The 16,654-nt window shown below is 41.9% G+C and carries 15 protein-coding genes and 2 pseudogenes; 7 read left to right on the plus strand and 10 right to left on the minus strand.

The annotated features are described in order from the left end of the window. Nucleotides 1–256: 256 nt before the first annotated feature. Entirely contained in the window at nt 257–1,381 is a 1,125-nt protein-coding gene (locus tag CVD19_RS23055) for an NADH-dependent flavin oxidoreductase (RefSeq protein WP_101585539.1), read from the minus strand. A 250-nt stretch (nt 1,382–1,631) separates the two neighbouring features. On the opposite strand from CVD19_RS23055, the gene CVD19_RS23060 reads away from it, so the two are divergent. Next, a complete protein-coding gene (locus CVD19_RS23060) occupies nt 1,632–2,201 on the plus strand; it encodes a sigma-70 family RNA polymerase sigma factor (RefSeq protein ID WP_101585528.1) in 570 nt (189 codons plus the stop codon). Next, nucleotides 2,191–3,252, plus strand: coding sequence for a DUF4030 domain-containing protein (locus CVD19_RS23065; RefSeq protein WP_101585529.1), 1,062 nt, complete (start codon nt 2,191–2,193; stop codon nt 3,250–3,252). The genes CVD19_RS23060 and CVD19_RS23065 overlap by 11 nt, the downstream gene beginning before the upstream one ends. 123 nt (nt 3,253–3,375) lie before the next feature. On the opposite strand, the gene CVD19_RS23070 is transcribed toward CVD19_RS23065, so the two are convergent. Genes CVD19_RS23070 through CVD19_RS23080 form a run of 3 tightly spaced genes read right to left on the minus strand, consistent with a single transcriptional unit; the run spans nt 3,376 to nt 6,049 of the window. Continuing rightward, nucleotides 3,376–4,356: an ABC transporter permease subunit gene (locus tag CVD19_RS23070; RefSeq protein WP_101585530.1), complete on the minus strand. Its 981-nt coding sequence runs from the start codon at nt 4,354–4,356 to the stop codon at nt 3,376–3,378. Continuing rightward, nucleotides 4,349–5,260 (minus strand): ABC transporter ATP-binding protein, encoded by a 912-nt coding sequence (locus tag CVD19_RS23075; RefSeq protein ID WP_101585531.1) that lies wholly within the window; start codon nt 5,258–5,260, stop codon nt 4,349–4,351. The genes CVD19_RS23070 and CVD19_RS23075 overlap by 8 nt, the downstream gene beginning before the upstream one ends. Before the next feature lie 12 nt (nt 5,261–5,272). After that, complete coding sequence (locus tag CVD19_RS23080) at nt 5,273–6,049, minus strand: SGNH/GDSL hydrolase family protein (RefSeq protein WP_180953761.1); 777 nt, start codon at nt 6,047–6,049, stop codon at nt 5,273–5,275. A 240-nt stretch (nt 6,050–6,289) separates the two neighbouring features. Between CVD19_RS23080 and CVD19_RS23085 the strand changes: the two genes are divergently transcribed. The 3 genes from CVD19_RS23085 (at nt 6,290) to CVD19_RS23095 (ending at nt 10,304) form a co-directional block, all read left to right on the plus strand. Further along, complete coding sequence (locus tag CVD19_RS23085) at nt 6,290–7,180, plus strand: selenium metabolism-associated LysR family transcriptional regulator (RefSeq protein ID WP_101585532.1); 891 nt, start codon at nt 6,290–6,292, stop codon at nt 7,178–7,180. 120 nt (nt 7,181–7,300) lie between these two features. Continuing rightward, complete coding sequence (locus CVD19_RS23090) at nt 7,301–8,953, plus strand: alkaline phosphatase (protein WP_180953762.1); 1,653 nt, start codon at nt 7,301–7,303, stop codon at nt 8,951–8,953. Between the two features lie 208 nt (nt 8,954–9,161). Further along, a complete protein-coding gene (locus CVD19_RS23095; RefSeq protein ID WP_101585533.1) occupies nt 9,162–10,304 on the plus strand; it encodes a CAP domain-containing protein in 1,143 nt (380 codons plus the stop codon). Nucleotides 10,305–10,406: 102 nt separating this feature from the next. Here CVD19_RS23095 and CVD19_RS23100 read toward each other — a convergent pair whose 3' ends face one another. Together CVD19_RS23100 and CVD19_RS26010 are read right to left on the minus strand one after the other, a co-directional pair. Then, on the minus strand, nt 10,407–10,607 hold the full coding sequence (locus CVD19_RS23100; protein WP_101585534.1) for a cold-shock protein: 201 nt from the start codon (nt 10,605–10,607) through the stop codon (nt 10,407–10,409). Between the two features lie 205 nt (nt 10,608–10,812). Beyond that, the gene (locus tag CVD19_RS26010; RefSeq protein WP_101585535.1) at nt 10,813–10,983 is read right to left on the minus strand and encodes an STAS domain-containing protein; all 171 of its coding nucleotides are present in this window, start codon (nt 10,981–10,983) and stop codon (nt 10,813–10,815) included. 516 nt (nt 10,984–11,499) lie between these two features. On the opposite strand from CVD19_RS26010, the pseudogene CVD19_RS26015 reads away from it, so the two are divergent. Beyond that, nucleotides 11,500–12,462 (plus strand): annotated as a pseudogene (locus CVD19_RS26015) (nitrate- and nitrite sensing domain-containing protein); the annotation flags it as partial. Nucleotides 12,463–12,654: 192 nt separating this feature from the next. Beyond that, nucleotides 12,655–13,410 carry a methyl-accepting chemotaxis protein gene (locus tag CVD19_RS26020; RefSeq protein WP_374702919.1) on the plus strand — a complete coding sequence of 252 codons (756 nt, stop codon included), beginning with the start codon at nt 12,655–12,657 and terminating at the stop codon, nt 13,408–13,410. 72 nt (nt 13,411–13,482) lie between these two features. On the opposite strand, the gene CVD19_RS23115 is transcribed toward CVD19_RS26020, so the two are convergent. From CVD19_RS23115 to CVD19_RS26025, 4 genes and pseudogenes are all read right to left on the minus strand, one after another. Next, nucleotides 13,483–14,718 carry an MFS transporter gene (locus tag CVD19_RS23115; RefSeq protein ID WP_101585537.1) on the minus strand — a complete coding sequence of 412 codons (1,236 nt, stop codon included), beginning with the start codon at nt 14,716–14,718 and terminating at the stop codon, nt 13,483–13,485. Between the two features lie 4 nt (nt 14,719–14,722). Next, nucleotides 14,723–15,625, minus strand: a complete 903-nt coding sequence (locus tag CVD19_RS23120; RefSeq protein ID WP_257985266.1) for a winged helix-turn-helix domain-containing protein — start codon at nt 15,623–15,625, stop codon at nt 14,723–14,725. 145 nt (nt 15,626–15,770) lie between these two features. Continuing rightward, nucleotides 15,771–15,980, minus strand: a complete 210-nt coding sequence (locus CVD19_RS23125; protein ID WP_101585538.1) for a hypothetical protein — start codon at nt 15,978–15,980, stop codon at nt 15,771–15,773. A 157-nt stretch (nt 15,981–16,137) separates the two neighbouring features. Next, a pseudogene (locus tag CVD19_RS26025) lies at nt 16,138–16,301 on the minus strand (methyl-accepting chemotaxis protein); the annotation flags it as partial. Between the last annotated feature and the right edge of the window lie 353 nt (nt 16,302–16,654).

Below are 16,654 nucleotides of genomic sequence, written 5' to 3' on the forward strand. Positions count from 1 at the left end.
AAAGGAAGAGATCCCTCTTCCTTTTAATCACGAAGACATATTAAGACTTTTTCAGCAGTCTCGCCCAAAAGCATACACTTTTGTACCGCCCTTATTGCCTACCCCGTTCATTGTTCCGATTCATTTTCGCGCACCAATAACCTCAATTGGGACACTTTTAATTCATCCGATTCATTATCGCTCGCCAATAACCTCCATTAGAACACCTCTCGGCCCTTCCGTTCCACTTTCAGTATCCATATATACAAAGAGATCTCTATTCCACTCCTGGAAACCATCCAGGTGTATGAATGATTGCCTGCCAAAGCGGATCGGGCACAACCAGGCGCTCCTGCGCGTTTTTATCAATCTTCGTTTCGATTTCCGCTTCTCTGCCGTGCTGCACTTTTTCAACCCAATCAGGGTCAATGATGATTTCACGCCCCAAGGCAATCAATGGCACGCCTGTTTGAAATGCTTTTAGAGCATCCTCTGCAGTAAGAATCGATCCAACACCGATTAAAGGCACCTTGTCCCCAACCCGCTCCTGAATGATTTCCATCCTGGAACGCTTATCTTCTACACCCCTCCTTGGGGTTGACCAAAAATCATTCAGTGATACGTGCAGATAATCCAAATTTTTGTCTGCAAGGGCATCCACCAATTGTAACGTATCAGCCATCGTAATTCCCGGTGTGGTAGGTTCCTCGGGGGAAAACCGATAGCCAACGATAAATGGATCCCGTGCATGCTCCCTGACTGCTTTTTGTACTTCTTCGACAACCGCAAGCGGGAATGTCAGCCGTTTTTCGAGGCTTCCTCCCCAGCGATCCTCACGGCGGTTGGAATGTGGCGAGAAGAACTGCTGGATGAGATAACCGTTCGCGCCATGGATCTCAACCCCGTCATATCCAGCTTCGATTGCCCTCCGGGTAGCTTCGCCAAAATCATCTATAATTGATTCGATCTCATCGTCTGATAACGCACGGGGTACTTTCCCGCTGCCTTGTTCTGAAGGGACGGCACTTGCACTGACAATGCCCCCGTCAGGAACCAATTCAGGCGGGCACTCCCGACCGCCATGAAAAATTTGCAGAATGGCTTTTGCCCCTTCCTCTTTAATCGCCGCAGCCAGCCTGTTCAGACTTGGAATCATGTCATCAGTGCTTGCCCCAAATTCGCCGTGGAAGCCTTTCCCATTCCGTGTTACATATGTACAAGCCGTGATTACCATGCTGACGCCTTTTGACCGGCGTACATAATAGTCGACCTCAGCATCCGTGACAGTTCCATCGGGATTGGATGAAAAATTCGTCATCGGTGCCATGATCATTCGATTCTGCAGCCCCACTCCATTTGGGAAAGTGAAGGATTCAAATAAAGGACTGTATTTTGGATTCATGCTGTATTCCTCCCTGTTTGTTGTTTTTGTTAATTCCTGATCAGACAGCCGCTTGTTATTATCCGCCAAAAACCAACTAAATATATATAAATCAAACCGCTGAAACATTGCAATGATTTTGCCTGCTACTTGGTGTTAAAAACATGATTGATCTTTCTTCATCTGGAGGAAACTTTATAGAATCAAAATAATTATGGAACCTATGATGGGGTAGCTTCGTCTAACGTTTGAGATTGAGAGGAGGATATAAATGCACGCAAAGAAACTGAAAGAAAACTCATCTCTCAATGATAACAATCTTTCAACAAAAGAGGAACTGCTTGTTTGTTTAATGGAAGAGTATGGAGATATGGTAATAAGGCTTGCTTACACATATATCAAACAGAAACAGCTAGCGGAGGATATATCACAGGAGGTATTCATCAGCTGCTATCAAAATCTGGATAAGTTCCAAAAGAAGGCAGCATATAAAACATGGCTTTATCGAATAACAGTGAATAAGTGTAAAGACCATATAAAAAGCTGGTCATTCAAGAATATTTCATATAAAGATTATTTTGGTTCATTGTTGGCTGGTGGTACACCACCAACCGAGTCGCCCCTAATTGACAGAGAAGAAAAGGAAATTATCTTTGAAAAGGTTTTGAACCTTCCTCTCAAGCTACGAGAAGTCATAATCCTGTATTACTATGAAGAATTACCTATCAGTGAAATTACTGAACTTTTAAATATTAATTCAAATACAGTGAAGACAAGACTCCACCGCGCCAGAAATTCTTTAAAAAATTTATTTGAGGGGGAGAATATCCATGGGAAATAAGCTGAAGTACCCTGAGGCTGCCAACGTCCGATTTGAAGAAAAACATAGAAAACATGTCCTGGAAGCAGTGAAAGGAAATCAATACAAAAACGAAATGAAAACAAGACGCCGCAGTAGCAGCATGAAAAAATTAGCCTATACGAGTGTAACTGCTGCAGCGTTAGTGATCCTTTTTATTGGATCGTCCTATATTTCACCGGGAATAGCCAAGGTCGCGGCAAAAATTCCTTATCTCAGCTTATTTGTCAAGCAGGAAGAGTATAAATATGCGATTTCTGATGTGATTTCCGATGCAGCAAATGATAAAGGATATAAATTGGTTACGTTTGATGTATCAGTGCCAGAGAAAGAATTGACACTGGGTGTATCTGGTACCAAAGAGGATTTTAATAAAATAAAAGACGATATTGAAAAAAATATCAATGCGGCATTACAAGCGAACAATTTGGGGAAGTTTGATATTGAAGTAAAAAGACATATTGAAAGACAAATTGATTATGTAGAAACTCCTGAGGATAAAAAGTATACAAAGGACAGCCAGGAGCTCGAAAAGAAAATCCTGGAACAATTAAAGATAAACAACTATGAAACGGCATTTCCCATTCAAGTGCGGATTAATAAAATCGAGAAGTTTATTTATGTCGCAGTACCGAACACCGAGAAAAGAATAGATGAATTAAAAAATCTGCTGCATTCTACTTCCAAGGAATACGGAGACAACTTTAGATTAAGAGTAACCAGAATAGATATGAAAGCCCGCGAGCAAGAAATAAGGTGGGGAAAAAATAATATCATTAGCACAATAGGCGGCGGACTCATGGAAAATAAAGAATTGAAAGTTAAAACTTATTCCTATTCATTCCATCCATATCCACTGCAGCTTAAAATAAAAACAACGATTGACGCAACAGATCCCGCCGCTAAAGAACTTGCCGTAACCATCGAAAAAGAAATTAAGGATTTCATTTTAACAGATGAAATCACCAAAGAAGTGCGTAATGACCCCTACAATCTAATAATTTACAGTAAGGATAAGAAAAAGATAAATTAAGATGGCAGCACAGATTAAATAAAAAGTGCACCCGTAAATTCTTTGTGAACTTATGGGTGCTCTTTTTCATTAGCCTTTCTGTACTTTCATGATTCTCAACTTTTTCCGAAAGATCCTTATAGTCTAATATATATCCTGCCTTGTAAATCTCGCAAATGAAACAGCCAAAGCGCCCAGTCCCCAAATGGCGAGGACTGCGAGTGAGAAACCTAAGGTCATTCCTTCAATTGGTGGGGCGCTTCCGGCCAAATATCCGGTTAAATTCAGGTTGATCATGAAAAGATATTTCGCAGCCTCCCATGAAGACACCATGTTGCTAAGGATCATGCCGGAAATCAATGCGGCAAGCATCACTCCCATTCCGGCTGGGGTGCTTTTTACCAAAACAGACAGCATGAAGGTCAGAGTACCGACTATGATAGCAACGAACCAGACAAGGCTGAATTCCATCAATAGATATTGCCATTGCGGGATCATTTGCACCCCTCTTGTATCCAGTTCCGCGCCTTCAGCGGTAAAACCGGTGATGACCGGGGCGGACCAGCCCTCATATCCAAAGACGATGCCGGAGATCAAATAGGAAAGAAGCCCGAAAAGAATGACAATTGTCGAAACTGACAGCACAAGCGCGATATACTTGCTCATCAAAACCTTCCAGCGCTTTACCGGCCTTGTGAGCAACAGTTTCACCGTGCCCCCGCTCCGTTCAGAAGAAACGATGTCCGCCGCGACAATCATCACCATTAATGGCAATAACAGAGTAATTGAGTTTTCTGCTACCGTACGCATGAAGGTCGGAGCACCTGGTTCGGCAGGATTGATGTCGTGGTCGAGATAATATTGCTGCTGCTTGACCCTCAGCTGAAGCTGGCTTTTCCACTCTTCTGAAATTCCGCTGCTGGCCAGCCGGTTTTGAGTATCGATGATCTGCTGCTGGAGTGTTGTCCGCCAATCAACTGACCCGAATCGTTCACGGATTCTTTCCGTTTCTTTTAATTGCGCATATGTAAACATACCGACAAGAACAGCAATAATCGCGCCCACGATGAGAATTTTTTTCTTTCTGACAATTTTCAGCATTTCATTTCGTACGAGGTTATTCAACGGATTCCCCTCCTGTCAATTCAAGGAACAGATCCTCAAGGGCAGGGAGCTTCCTGTGCATTTCTTTCACTTCAACGCCTTGTTCCACCAATCTTCGATTCCAGGACGCCCCGTCGCTTTCGCTATACGGGGTGATAAGCGTTCCATCCCTTCCCTCTGTCACTGTTGTAAGCCCGTCCAATATACTTTTTGCTTTCACGATTGGAGAAACGTTCCAAACCAGCCTTTCCTGTAAAGCCAACAGCTTATCTACCGAGTTGACCTCAATAATCTCTCCCTTTGAAATGATGGCAACCCGGTCACACATTAACTGGATTTCACTGAGAAGATGGCTTGATACTAACACCGTCAGTCCCTGTTCCTCCGCCAGGAACCTTATAAAGCTGCGCATTTCCCGGATACCCATCGGGTCCAGTCCATTGGTCGGCTCATCCAAAATCAACACTTTCGGCTTGCCTAACAGTGCCTGGGCGATGCCAAGCCGCTGTCTCATACCAAGTGAATAGGTTTTTACCGGGTCGTGGATCCGTTCTTGCAGCCTGACCAGATTTACGACTTCACTCATATGGTCAAGGTCAGTTTCCGGCAGCATCCTGGCAAAATGCTCAAGGTTTTCCCACCCGGTCAGGTAGGGGTATAATTCCGGGTTTTCAACAATACAGCCTAGCTGGCCCATCGCTTCTGCAAACTGGTTTTCGACGTTGTAGCCACATATTTCAATTGTCCCGGAGGTAGGCCTGATCAAGCCTACCAGCATACGGATTGTGGTCGTTTTCCCTGCCCCGTTAGGCCCCAGAAAGCCAAAAACTTCTCCACGCCTTAAATCAAAATCAAGCCCTTTAATGATCTCTCTTTTGCCGATCACTTTTCGCACGCCTGTTACTGAAAGTGTGATTTCACTCATATCCCCACAACCTTACCACGTTATTAATGAAGCTACACGTTCCGCAATCAATTTATACCCTTCCGCATTCGGGTGGAATTTGTCCGAATACAAATAATCGTTGACCTTGAGCTGGAACAGATCAAACGTAGGCACAAACACAGTCTGGGGGTGCTTGTCCAACAGCTGGCTCGTTTCAAAATTCCACTGCCTTACTGCCTGCGTCGTCATTGCCGCGTCATTCAGGTCGATAAACGGATTGTATAATCCCACAAAGAAAATCATCGCCTCTCCATTTTGAGCGCGCACTTCCGCGATAATATTCTCCAAATTAAGAAGGTAGTGCTGCCTCAGACCGGAAATCCTTTCATTATTAAGATCGACCAGGGTCTGCCCGCCCTGGAACAGGTCATTGCCCCCGATGGTTATCGTGATTGCATCAGCCTGCTGAATCTGCCTTTGGATCTCAGACTCCTTCACTTGACTGAGAAGCTGTTCCGACCGGTAGCCTTTAACGCCAAGATTATGCAAAGTTATTTTCTCTTTGGATTTTTCCTGCAACTGATCGACTAAATAACCGATATATCCTTTCCCGTCTGCGTCACCTGTTCCTCTTGTGAGGGAGTCACCTAAAGCAACGATGGTTTTCCCTGTTCTGCTTTTTTCCTGTTTGGCTGGTTCGGACCTTACTGCCTGTTCGGCCGGATCTCCAAAAAAATGATTTTGTATTGTCCAGCCAAATCCAAATAATAATAAAAGAAAAGATAACCAGGAAAAGTAGATCATGATACGAACCGAATGCTTTTTCACCTGACCACTCCTATTAGCCTATATAATACGCAGAGCCCTCCTTCCTTTTGTGGAGGGCTTGATTCCATTCAATCATATTATATAGCCAAACGGCGAAACTGGCACTTATGATCATTCGTAATATTGGATGCCAACATAATATTGCCATTACATTATAAAAAGATGGTATTCTAAGAGGAGTCAAAGTATCTATAAGATAGATAGCTTCTAATCCATTTTTTCAATACTGGAGGAAAGAAGATGGACTTCCATCAATTGCAAGTGTTCACTAAAGTAGTTGAACATAAAAGTTTTTCTAAGGCAGCCGATGACATCTTTTTAAGCCAGTCGACTGTCAGTTCACATATACAATCGTTGGAAAGGATGTTAAAGGTTCAGCTTTTCGACCGTGTCGGCAGGGAGGTAATCCTTACCCCTCATGGAGAACGTTTATACCATTGGGCATTAAAACTTCTATTATTAAAGGATGAAGCTTTGCTTGACCTGAATCAGGGTAGAAACGAGTTTCGCGGTGTGATCCGGATTGCAGCCAGTTCTGTTCCTGCGCAATTTATCGTGCCGGGGATGGTCAAACGATTTAAGGATGAGTATCCTTCAGTCACCTTCCGAGTGAGCCAGTCCTCATCAAAAATTGTTGCGGACAAGGTATTAAATGGCTCGGTTGATTTGGGACTGTTGGGCGAGAAGTATGAAAATGAAAAGCTTCAATACATTCCTCTCGTGAAAGAAAAGCTGGTATTGATTGCCTCAAAAGATGAACAAATCAGCTTCCCGGTCACGGTTAACGACATCATAAAGTATCCGTTTATCATGAGGAACTCCGGCTCTGGTACAAATACACTTGTTGAGAGGTTCCTGAAGAAACATCGAATATCCAAAGAACGAATGAATATCATCGCCTACACTGATGACCTGAGCATGATACAGTTTGTAAAACAGGGGATTGGCGTCTCGATTATTTCAGAAATTGCAGCGAGAGAATATTTCAACAGCAATATGATTAACATGTATGAAATAGAGGACTTTAATGACGAAAGGTTTTTTTATCTTGTATATAACAAAGATAAGACATTGGCGATGGTTTCGAGGCTGTTTATCGACACAGCAAAGGTCTTTTTGCATGATTTTTAGCGATTGTTAACAAAATTGTAACATTTTTAAACCCTCTTTTAACCTTTTTAAAACAATAGCTTAACAGAGTGCCTATATTATTTGAATTGTTGTGATAAATAATCCGTGGAGGGAAAAACATTGAGCAAACTTAATAGGAAAGTAGCAGGGATTACACTTGCCAGCGCAGTGGCTTTTGCATCGCTCGGTTTTACTGCCAAAAAGGAAGATGTTCAAGCTGACGATCATAGAAAGAAACCTACTAAAGTAATCATGATGGTTATGGACGGCACTAGTGCCGGTGCCACTACCCTTTCAAGATGGTATAAAGGCGGAAACCTTGCTTTGGACGAAATGGCTGCAGGCGGTGTCAGAACCTACTCTGCTGAATCTGCTATTACTGATTCGGCACCTGCGGCGACGGCCCTTGCTACAGGAAATAAATCCAATGATAAGTTCATCGGTGTCCTGCCAGCAGTCGTTAATTCACCTGGCCTCCAGCCAGTAAATCCAAAAGATGCCCAGCGTCCAGTTGCAAATGTGCTTGAAGGTGCAAAACAACAAGGCAAGGCAGCCGGGATTATCTCTACATCTGAAATCCAGCATGCAACACCAGCCGGCTTTTCATCCCATGTGACACATAGAAGCAATTATGGAGATATCGCTGAGCAGCAAGTATATCAAAACATCGATGTCGTACTGGGCGGCGGGAAAGAATCCCTGTCTCCAGGCACAACGAAAAATGCCAGAAAAGATGGCGAAGACCTTGTAAAGGTGCTTGAAAACAAGAAATATGACTTCGTTGAAACCCGCGACGAACTGTTAAATTCCGGATCAAACAAGATTTGGGGAAGCTTTGCACCTAGCGCGCTTGCCTACGACTTCGACCGCAAGACGACAAAACCAAGTGAGCCTACACTGGCTGAAATGACAGAAAAAGCAATCAATACATTGAATAAGGATAAAGACGGTTTCTTCCTGTTTGTGGAAGGAAGCAAGGTCGACTGGGCAGCACATGCCAACGACCCAGTTGGCATGATCAGTGATGTTTTGGCATTTGATGACGCTGTGAAGAAAGCACTTGACTTTGCGAAAAAAGATGGCAACACAATGGTCATCGCTGTGTCTGACCACGGTAACAGCGGAATCACCATGGGTAACTTGAACACTAATGCTAACTATCCAGAAATTCCTGTCTCTACCTATATCGATCCTTTAAAGAAAGCGAAAATGACAGTTGAAGGCGCTGTGAGCCAGTTGAAATCTGACCGCTCCAACATGAAGGAAGTTGCTGCACTTTACGGATTGGACAACCTGACAGCTGAAGAAGAACAAGCATTAAAAGCTTCTGAAAATGTCGGTGCAGACATGTCAAAACTGCTTTCAAACCGTGCAAATCTTGGCTTCACTACGGGCGGACACACTGGTGAGGATGTATTCCTCTACTCGTATGGACCATCAAGACCATTCGGGATGGTTGAAAACACAGACCTTGCCAAAAAGATGGCACAATTTATGGGCTTTGACTTAGGACAACTTACTCAAAAGCTGTACGTTAACGCAAAAGAAGGATTTGAAAAGAAAGGCTACACAACCCGCATTGACGTAACTGATCCTAACAACCCTGTTTTTGTAGCAGAAAAGTCAAACCATACTATCAAACTGCCGGCAAATAAAAATATCTCTATCGTGAGTGTCAAAAACCGCGATGTCCAAGCAGAACTAAATGGCATCAATGTTTACAACGGCAAAGACTTCTATGTATCTGATCAAGTGTTGAAGCACATCCGATAAATCGCATAACAAATCCCCCTGGAACCAGGGGGATTTTTAATTTATTCTCGAAAATCTGACTTCGCTGCAAAAAATAGGAAAGGCCTAATTTTTTGAAAATCTTAGTTTGTTAATTGTATGATAGTGGATATATTGTTAAATAACTGGACAGAAATTACACGGATCGTTTTCCCATAACATCACAAAGACAGAAAGCGAGGAAATACATTTGAGGCGATTGATTGTCTTTATTTCAATATTGTTCATTATATATGCTTCCTGGCCCGCTTTGGAAAAAGGACTTGCAAATACAGAATATAAGCCAGTGATTGACCGGATTAATTCGGAAGTAGCTGCTATAAAGGATAATCCTGGCGTTTCTGCTGCTATTGAGTCTTTATACGAAGGCATCACGAATCTGGCAGGACAACTGAACATGCAGCTCCCGCTTCAACAGAAGCAACCTCAGCCTGATGATGTAAAAAAACCGGACCTGGCAGCTCCAGCAGGACATACGTTTTCCATTCATAATATTGAACTGGGAGATATAAAAAATGACGTGGAACAGCAAATTGGCGCACCTAAACGGTCCTCATTTAATGAATATGGCATCCCATGGCATGCGTACCATGAGAATTACCAGAGCTTTACCATGGTCGGCTACGATAAACACAATAAGGTAGCCGGATTGTACACAAACCAGGACTTGATTGCTGCAAGCAACAATATAAAACTGGGAAGCTCAAAACAAGCAGTCCTTGAGCAATTGGGAGAACCTTTAACCAGGATTCAAAAGGGCATGGTTTATTATCAGCTTCAAGAAAATCGGGATTACGATATTTTTCTGGTGGATGGCAGCTATGTGACTATTTTTTATGACAAACATAAAAACAACACTGTCACAGCAATGCAAATCATAAGAAAAGACATAGAGCAGAACAAGCAAGGTTTTTACGCTGAAGCAAGTGATCCATTAAAAGAAGGTTTTGAATATCAATTGTTTGACCTGACAAACGCTTCACGGGTGAATAATAATCTCCCGGTCCTCACCTGGGATGACCATGTAAAAAATACTGCGAGAAAACATAGCATCGATATGGCAGAAAACCAGTATTTCAATCACACTAATTTAGAGGGGCAGTCCCCGTTCGACCGGATGAAAGAGGATGATATACGCTTCTCGGTTGCAGGGGAAAATCTGGCTTATGGCCAATTCAGCAGTGTGTTTGCTCACGAAGGGTTAATGAATTCAATTGGCCACAGGGAAAATATTTTACGTCCTGACTTTGAATTATTGGGTGTGGGAGTAGCTTTCAATTCTAAGTCCCAGCCGTATTTCACAGAAAATTTTTATACAAAACGCGCTTTCTGATGCCTCTTTGCCCTGCTCCCTTGAGCAGGGCTGTTTCATGATACACAGACAAAAAAACAGACTCTTGGTCAGAGTCTGTTTTGTATGCGCTAATTCGTTATATTATGCTTTACGTACGTTAGCTGCTTGAGGTCCACGAGCACCTTGCTCTACGTCAAAAGTAACTTCCTGGCCTTCTTCAAGAGTTTTGAAACCTTCGCCTTGGATAGCTGAGAAGTGAACGAATACGTCATCTCCGCCTTCACGCTCGATGAATCCGAAACCTTTTTCTGAGTTGAACCATTTTACTTTACCGTTTTCCATTTTTGTTGCCTCCCAGTGTGCACACACACAATTGTATTACTATTCTTGCTCCAATGATATCCAGGCGAAAAGAAGTATCTTGTTCCTTCCCACATACCGAACAAAAATAATTCCTTTTTAGGATAGCAGAAATAAAACGAATAGGCAAGTAAACGATGCTGAATCTTTCTTGTTTAAGTTAATCCGGGGACAAAAAAATACCCCGTCACCAACGATTTCTGAAATCTGTAAAATGTCGAAAATGCTCTTTCACGTTGCTGCTTACATGAGTAATCTTTATTTTGATGCCTTTTTCATTAAAGCAGTTTACAAAATTGAGCAATAATCCTATCCCAGAGGAGTCGACAAAATCAACTTCTGAGAAATTGATTTCTATTGTATCACAGCTGCCGAGTGAGGCTTTGTATTAATAATAATATTTTTTCAGGTTCCATACCCTTTCACGTTAAAGAAGCAGAACCTCCTAACAATCAAGTTTTGTCCCGAGTCCATTTTTCATAAACTTAAAAAAATATTTTGAATTTCATTTTATGCGCTTTCGAACCAAAATTATATCCGTACAGACAAAAATCTTCTCATTTCAAACAAATTCCTGATCGTGTGATTGTGACAAAAGTCACAGACCATGTTTCTTTAACAATTTAGCTTATTGTTATATCAACAACATGCAAGACATTAAAAGGGAGAGAATGAAATGGAGCAAATATTTAAACCAGCCAAACTGCTTTTGAATAAGTTGTCGTTTTCAAAAAAATTCATAATTTTATTTTTGGTCGTTTTCTTGACTGTGTCGATGTTATCAGCATATTTGGTATTCAATAATTATAATGAAACCCAGTTTACAAAAAAGGAACGGACTGGAATCGTGCTGCTGCAGAAAATGTTTCCTTTGATGCAACTTACACAGCAGCATAGGGGATTATCCGTAAATGTGTTAAGTGGTGATAAAAAAGCAGAAGCAACCTTGGAAGGTGTAGAAGAAAAAGTAAACAATCAGTTTAAGTCGCTTTCAGCTTTTTTGGCGTCGCAACCCGGGCTGAATGTCGCCCAAAAAGATATAAGTAATATCAGGTCTAATTGGGAGACTGTCAGACAGGAGTCGCTTTCAGTTGAAAAAAATGAGTCGATCCAAATGCATAACGAATTAATTGCAGACATCCAGAACACTTTATTGGATATTGCAGATGAAACGAATTTAACGTTAGACTCAAATCCCGTAAACAACCATATCAATAATTTGTTAATTGAAACGCTGCCCCAAATCAGTGAATTCATGGGAAAATCCAGGGCGGTCGGGGTTGGCGCGGCAACAAAACAGACCATGACCGAAGACGAACGTATCGAACTGATATACTTGTTGAAAATGATGGAGGACACTGTCTTAAAGGCAGAAAACACCTATGAAATAGTTTTTAAACTGCAGCCATCGCTGGAAGAAACATTGGGATCTTATGCATCCAATTCCGTTAACGATGCGAAAGAGATTGCAAATATAATCGACCAGGATATATTAAATGCGTCAAAAATCACAATAGAACCTGAAATTTATTTCAGTAAAACTACTGATACAATCAACAGTATATATAAATTGTTGAAATATCAGACAGACGCACTGGATGAGCTGCTCGAAGCCAATCTTAAATCTTTGACGCTACAATTGTATGTAACATTGGGCCTAGCTGTAGCGATGATGCTGGTTCTTATGTATTTACTCATCGGCTTCTATCAAGCCATCAGAGACCAAGTAAATGGTATCCAGGCATTCACCGAAACCACTTCACAAGGCGATCTGTCGAAAACAATCGATATTACTTCAAATGATGAGTTTGGTGCTATAGGGGATTCTTTAAATTATATGATCGGCTCGTTCAGAAATGTGATCCAGAGCAGCCAAGACGTTTCACAAGAGGTTGCTGCAGCCAGCCAGGAACTTCTGGCTATAACTGAAGAGACAACAAAGGCAACGAACCAAATTACGTCATCCGTTGAAGAAGTGGCTACAATCGTAGGTAACCAGGCAGCTGAGTCAAAAAATAATGTGCGTCTAATGGATGACTTTACTCAACAATTAACTCACATATCCGAGGTTACATACAATGTAGGAGTTTCCTCCAATAAGACAACTGAAGAGGCTGAAAATGGGAATATAGTAGTAGAGGAAACAATTAATCAAATGAAGGTTATACATAAATCCGTCGAACAAACCTCCGATGTAATTGAACAGCTTGGGCAGCGTTCCAAAGAAATAGAAATAATCTTAAATACTATCACTTCAATTGCGGAGCAAACGAATCTGTTAAGTTTGAATGCGGCCATTGAAGCGGCCCGTGCCGGGGAACATGGAAAGGGATTTGCCGTAGTAGCGAACGAGGTGCGCAAGCTGGCAGATGAATCTTCAAAATCAGTTGAACAAATTCGCCACCTAATAGAAGGCATTCAATCAGATACACTACAGTCCATTGATTCTATGAAAACAGTAGCAAAAGAAACAAACGTGGGCATGAACTTAATTGTACAAACAGGAGATTCTTTTGCTCATATATTTGACAGCACAAAACAGGTAGCGATTGAAATACAGGGAGCAGTAGCGTCAACAAAAACTATGCTATCCCAAGCTGGCCAGCTTACCTCTTCTATCCATGAGATGGCCAGTCAAACAGAGATGACGGAAGAAAACACCCAAACGGTCGCAGCATCGACGGAGGAACAGCTGGCTTCTATGGAAGAAATCACATCCTCCGTGAATGAATTAAGCATTAAAGCCCAACAGCTTCAGGAAATGATCGAGGATTTTACACTATAAGGGCACAGAGGCAACCAGTAAAGTTGGTTGCCTCTGGCGTGTCCCTAATCTAAATGATCCATTCTATTGGCGTCAAAAATCTTTATTTTGGTTCATCCTCATCTGTTTTATTGAAATGGCTGCCATTGAATCTTTCAACCGTATGCCCCAAAAATAAAAGATCAAGCTCGCCAAGGCTGTCAGAGTTAAAAACGAGAACATGATGGTACTATCAAATTTCAATAATAACAGACCAGATAGCCCTGGCCCGACAAATGACCCCAGTGCTGTCAAGTTCGCTGCACCGTAATAAGTTCCCCGTATCTGCTCAGGAGTAATCTCATCAATGATGGCATATTCAGCAGGAATCAAGAAGATTTCCCCTATAGTAAAGACAAACATTGACAATAGTAAAGCGGGGAGGCTGCTTGACAAGCCGAATCCTATAATCCCGAATGCAAACAGTAATGTGCCGACAACAATTGAACGGAGCGGAGTCTTGGCTTCCATTAATCTCGAAATTGGAACAGTAAGACTAATGATTACAAGTGAATGGAAAGACCATAAGATCCCCAGGAATTGAAGACCTTGTTTGTAATCCTTATAAAAATACTGGGACAGAGTGGCCGAAAACTGCCCATGCACTGTGGTTGCCAGTAATCCGCCAATTAAGAACGACAATAATACTTTATCTTTAGCCATTGCTTTAATTGAAGCCTGGAATGTCACTTTTTCTTCCTTACAAGAAACCGTGTTTATATTGAATCTTATAAGCAGACTGTTTAATATGATGCTGTATGAAAAGAAAATAATAAAAGCTATGTAAAACGGGGCTGTACTGGTCCCATTCAACCCAAAAACCGTGCCGATCAGCGGGCCGATTGCAAACCCCAGGTTGCCGCAAAAATATTTCATCGAAAATGCGCCAAGCCGCTGTCCACTGTCCGTCAGGTCACTGATCAGGGCCTTGGAGCTTGGATCGAAAAACGAATAGGTAAAGCCTTTCATTATGGTCAACAGGATAAGCATGACAGAGAAGGATTTAAAGGTAAAACCTAACAGAATAAAGCCGGAAAGGAGCAGGGACGCAATCATTACAGTTCGCCTTCCAAAAAGATCCGATAAAGTTCCGCCCAAAAAACCACCGAACATTGCTGCCAGAGACCCGGCACCTATGAAAAAACCAATCTGTGAAATGGAAAGGCTGGTATATTCCGCTAAGTAGATGGCAAAGTAAGGCACAATCATTCCACTGCCAATCCCAGTAAAAACTGTGCCGATCAGGATGGTTTTAACTACCGGATGGAAACCACTCCATGTTTTCCCCATTGCTTCACTCCCCTTTTATGTATGATAGCAGCTTTTCCTGAACCTCTGGAATCGTGTTTAGCCGAATGCTGTAGCTTTCAACTCTTTCACTTGTATGATGGGCACGAATGAGTCCCGCACTTCGCAGCATGGCCAGATGATAATGTAGATTGCTCTTCGCCAGCTTTGTAATGTTCAATAATTCTTTAAAAGTGCGCTGTTTCCCGTAGAGGCTTTTCAAAATCAGAATTCTGTTTTGATCTGACAGGCTGCTGAAGAAGTGAATCGTCTTTTTCGAAATGAAAGGCGCATTGTTGTCAAGCCCAACTGGATATAAACAAGTAATGAACCCTTCATAATAATCGATGATGCTTGATGGGGAGTAATGACATTGAGGGACAAGCAGCAGATTTTGAATCCTGTCTGCTTCAATCCGGATTCCATTTGTGCTCAGCTCTACCAAATCTACCGGGTTTATTTGCTTCTGCAGCATGGATTTTTCAAATGCATCCTGCTCCAGGGATTTTAGTATTGAAGAATCTATATGCTTAAAATACTGTTCGTTCCATTCGGTAAACAGGTAAACGAAATGCTTTTGTAAATCACCCATATCCTGTGGAATTGCCCTGGCCCATGGCAGCATGCAGTCATACATTTCGGTTGGGGACAATTGCTTCAGCCATTCGATGAAGTCCCCGGGTGTTCTGTTCCCCGGGCATTTGTGCACGAGAAGGCTGAGGCGGTGCAGAACCTCCATCCGCTTATCTTTTAATGCTTCTTTAAACTCAGGATCCAATTTCGCATCAACAGATTCCTTCCATTCTGTTCCTAGTTCGTATATTTTCAAGCGGTCCTTATTAATATAAAAATACAAACTGGTAATCAACTCATATGCCGGGGCATAATCAACTTTTATCTCGTACATCATATCCACCGTCTTCTTTTTGTTCTAATTTTTTATAACTGAATTTGTTCTAATTTTATAGAACAAAATCCCCCTCGTCAATCCTTTGTAAATGTTTTCCGGCCAAGGAATGCAAAAAAGGCAACCTTTTAAAGGCTGCCCCTGTTCTCTATGCTGACTGGAAGCTTACTCGGATTGTTTCTGAACTTTTTGCCAAACTGTCCATATATTGGGCAATCTGCACATTATCTTCGTTAATCGTTTCGACAGTTGCACTCATTTGCTGGAAGCCAGCGGAAGCTTCCTCGATGATTGAAGCCAAATCTGTTGTCGAACTTTCTGCATCTGCTGATTTTACCTTAACATTTTTCACAAGCAAGTCAAAACTCCTGAACTTGGCGTTTAATTGCACAACAGTTTCATTCAATTGTGCAAAATATTCGCTTACCTCTTTGGTGCCTCTACGCTTTCATTAAATTTGCCCGCACTTTGGTCATCTCCTCCAGCGCCAGTGAGTTTGTCCCGTTGACATCAGCTAGATTCTGGTTAATATTTTCTGTTGTCAAGCTTGTTGTTTCTGCGAGTTTCCGGATTTCCTCGGCGACTACGGAGAATCCTCTTCCGCAGCTTCGCCGGCGTGCGCAGCCTCGATACTTGCATTTAACGCAAGCAGGTTTGTCTGTGCTGTAATATCCTTAATTTTCGCCCTGGATTATATCTGTTAAATTTTCAAAAGTGGAATTCTAATCCATCATCAGTTGCCTAAGCTCATCCATCTCGTTTTGAAGCTGGCTAATCTTGTCCACACCATTTTTTGTAATTCCCTGGGCCTCTTCTGCATTCTCATACAATTCGCCGGTCACTTGTTGCATTTGATGTGTTTGTAAATATTTGGCGCTGTGCCTTTAAATACATATTCACTCTGGATTGTAATAAATGCAATGTTTGCTTATTCACTTTCACAGATGTAATCATTTTTGTTTATTTATGGAATCAATTTCATAATTGCTCTTTCTTAAAAAGTTGAGACTTCCCCGACTCTAAATTTTACTT

The sequence above is a fragment of the Bacillus sp. T33-2 genome (genome assembly GCF_002860205.1).
Classification (GTDB): domain Bacteria; phylum Bacillota; class Bacilli; order Bacillales; family Cytobacillaceae; genus T33-2.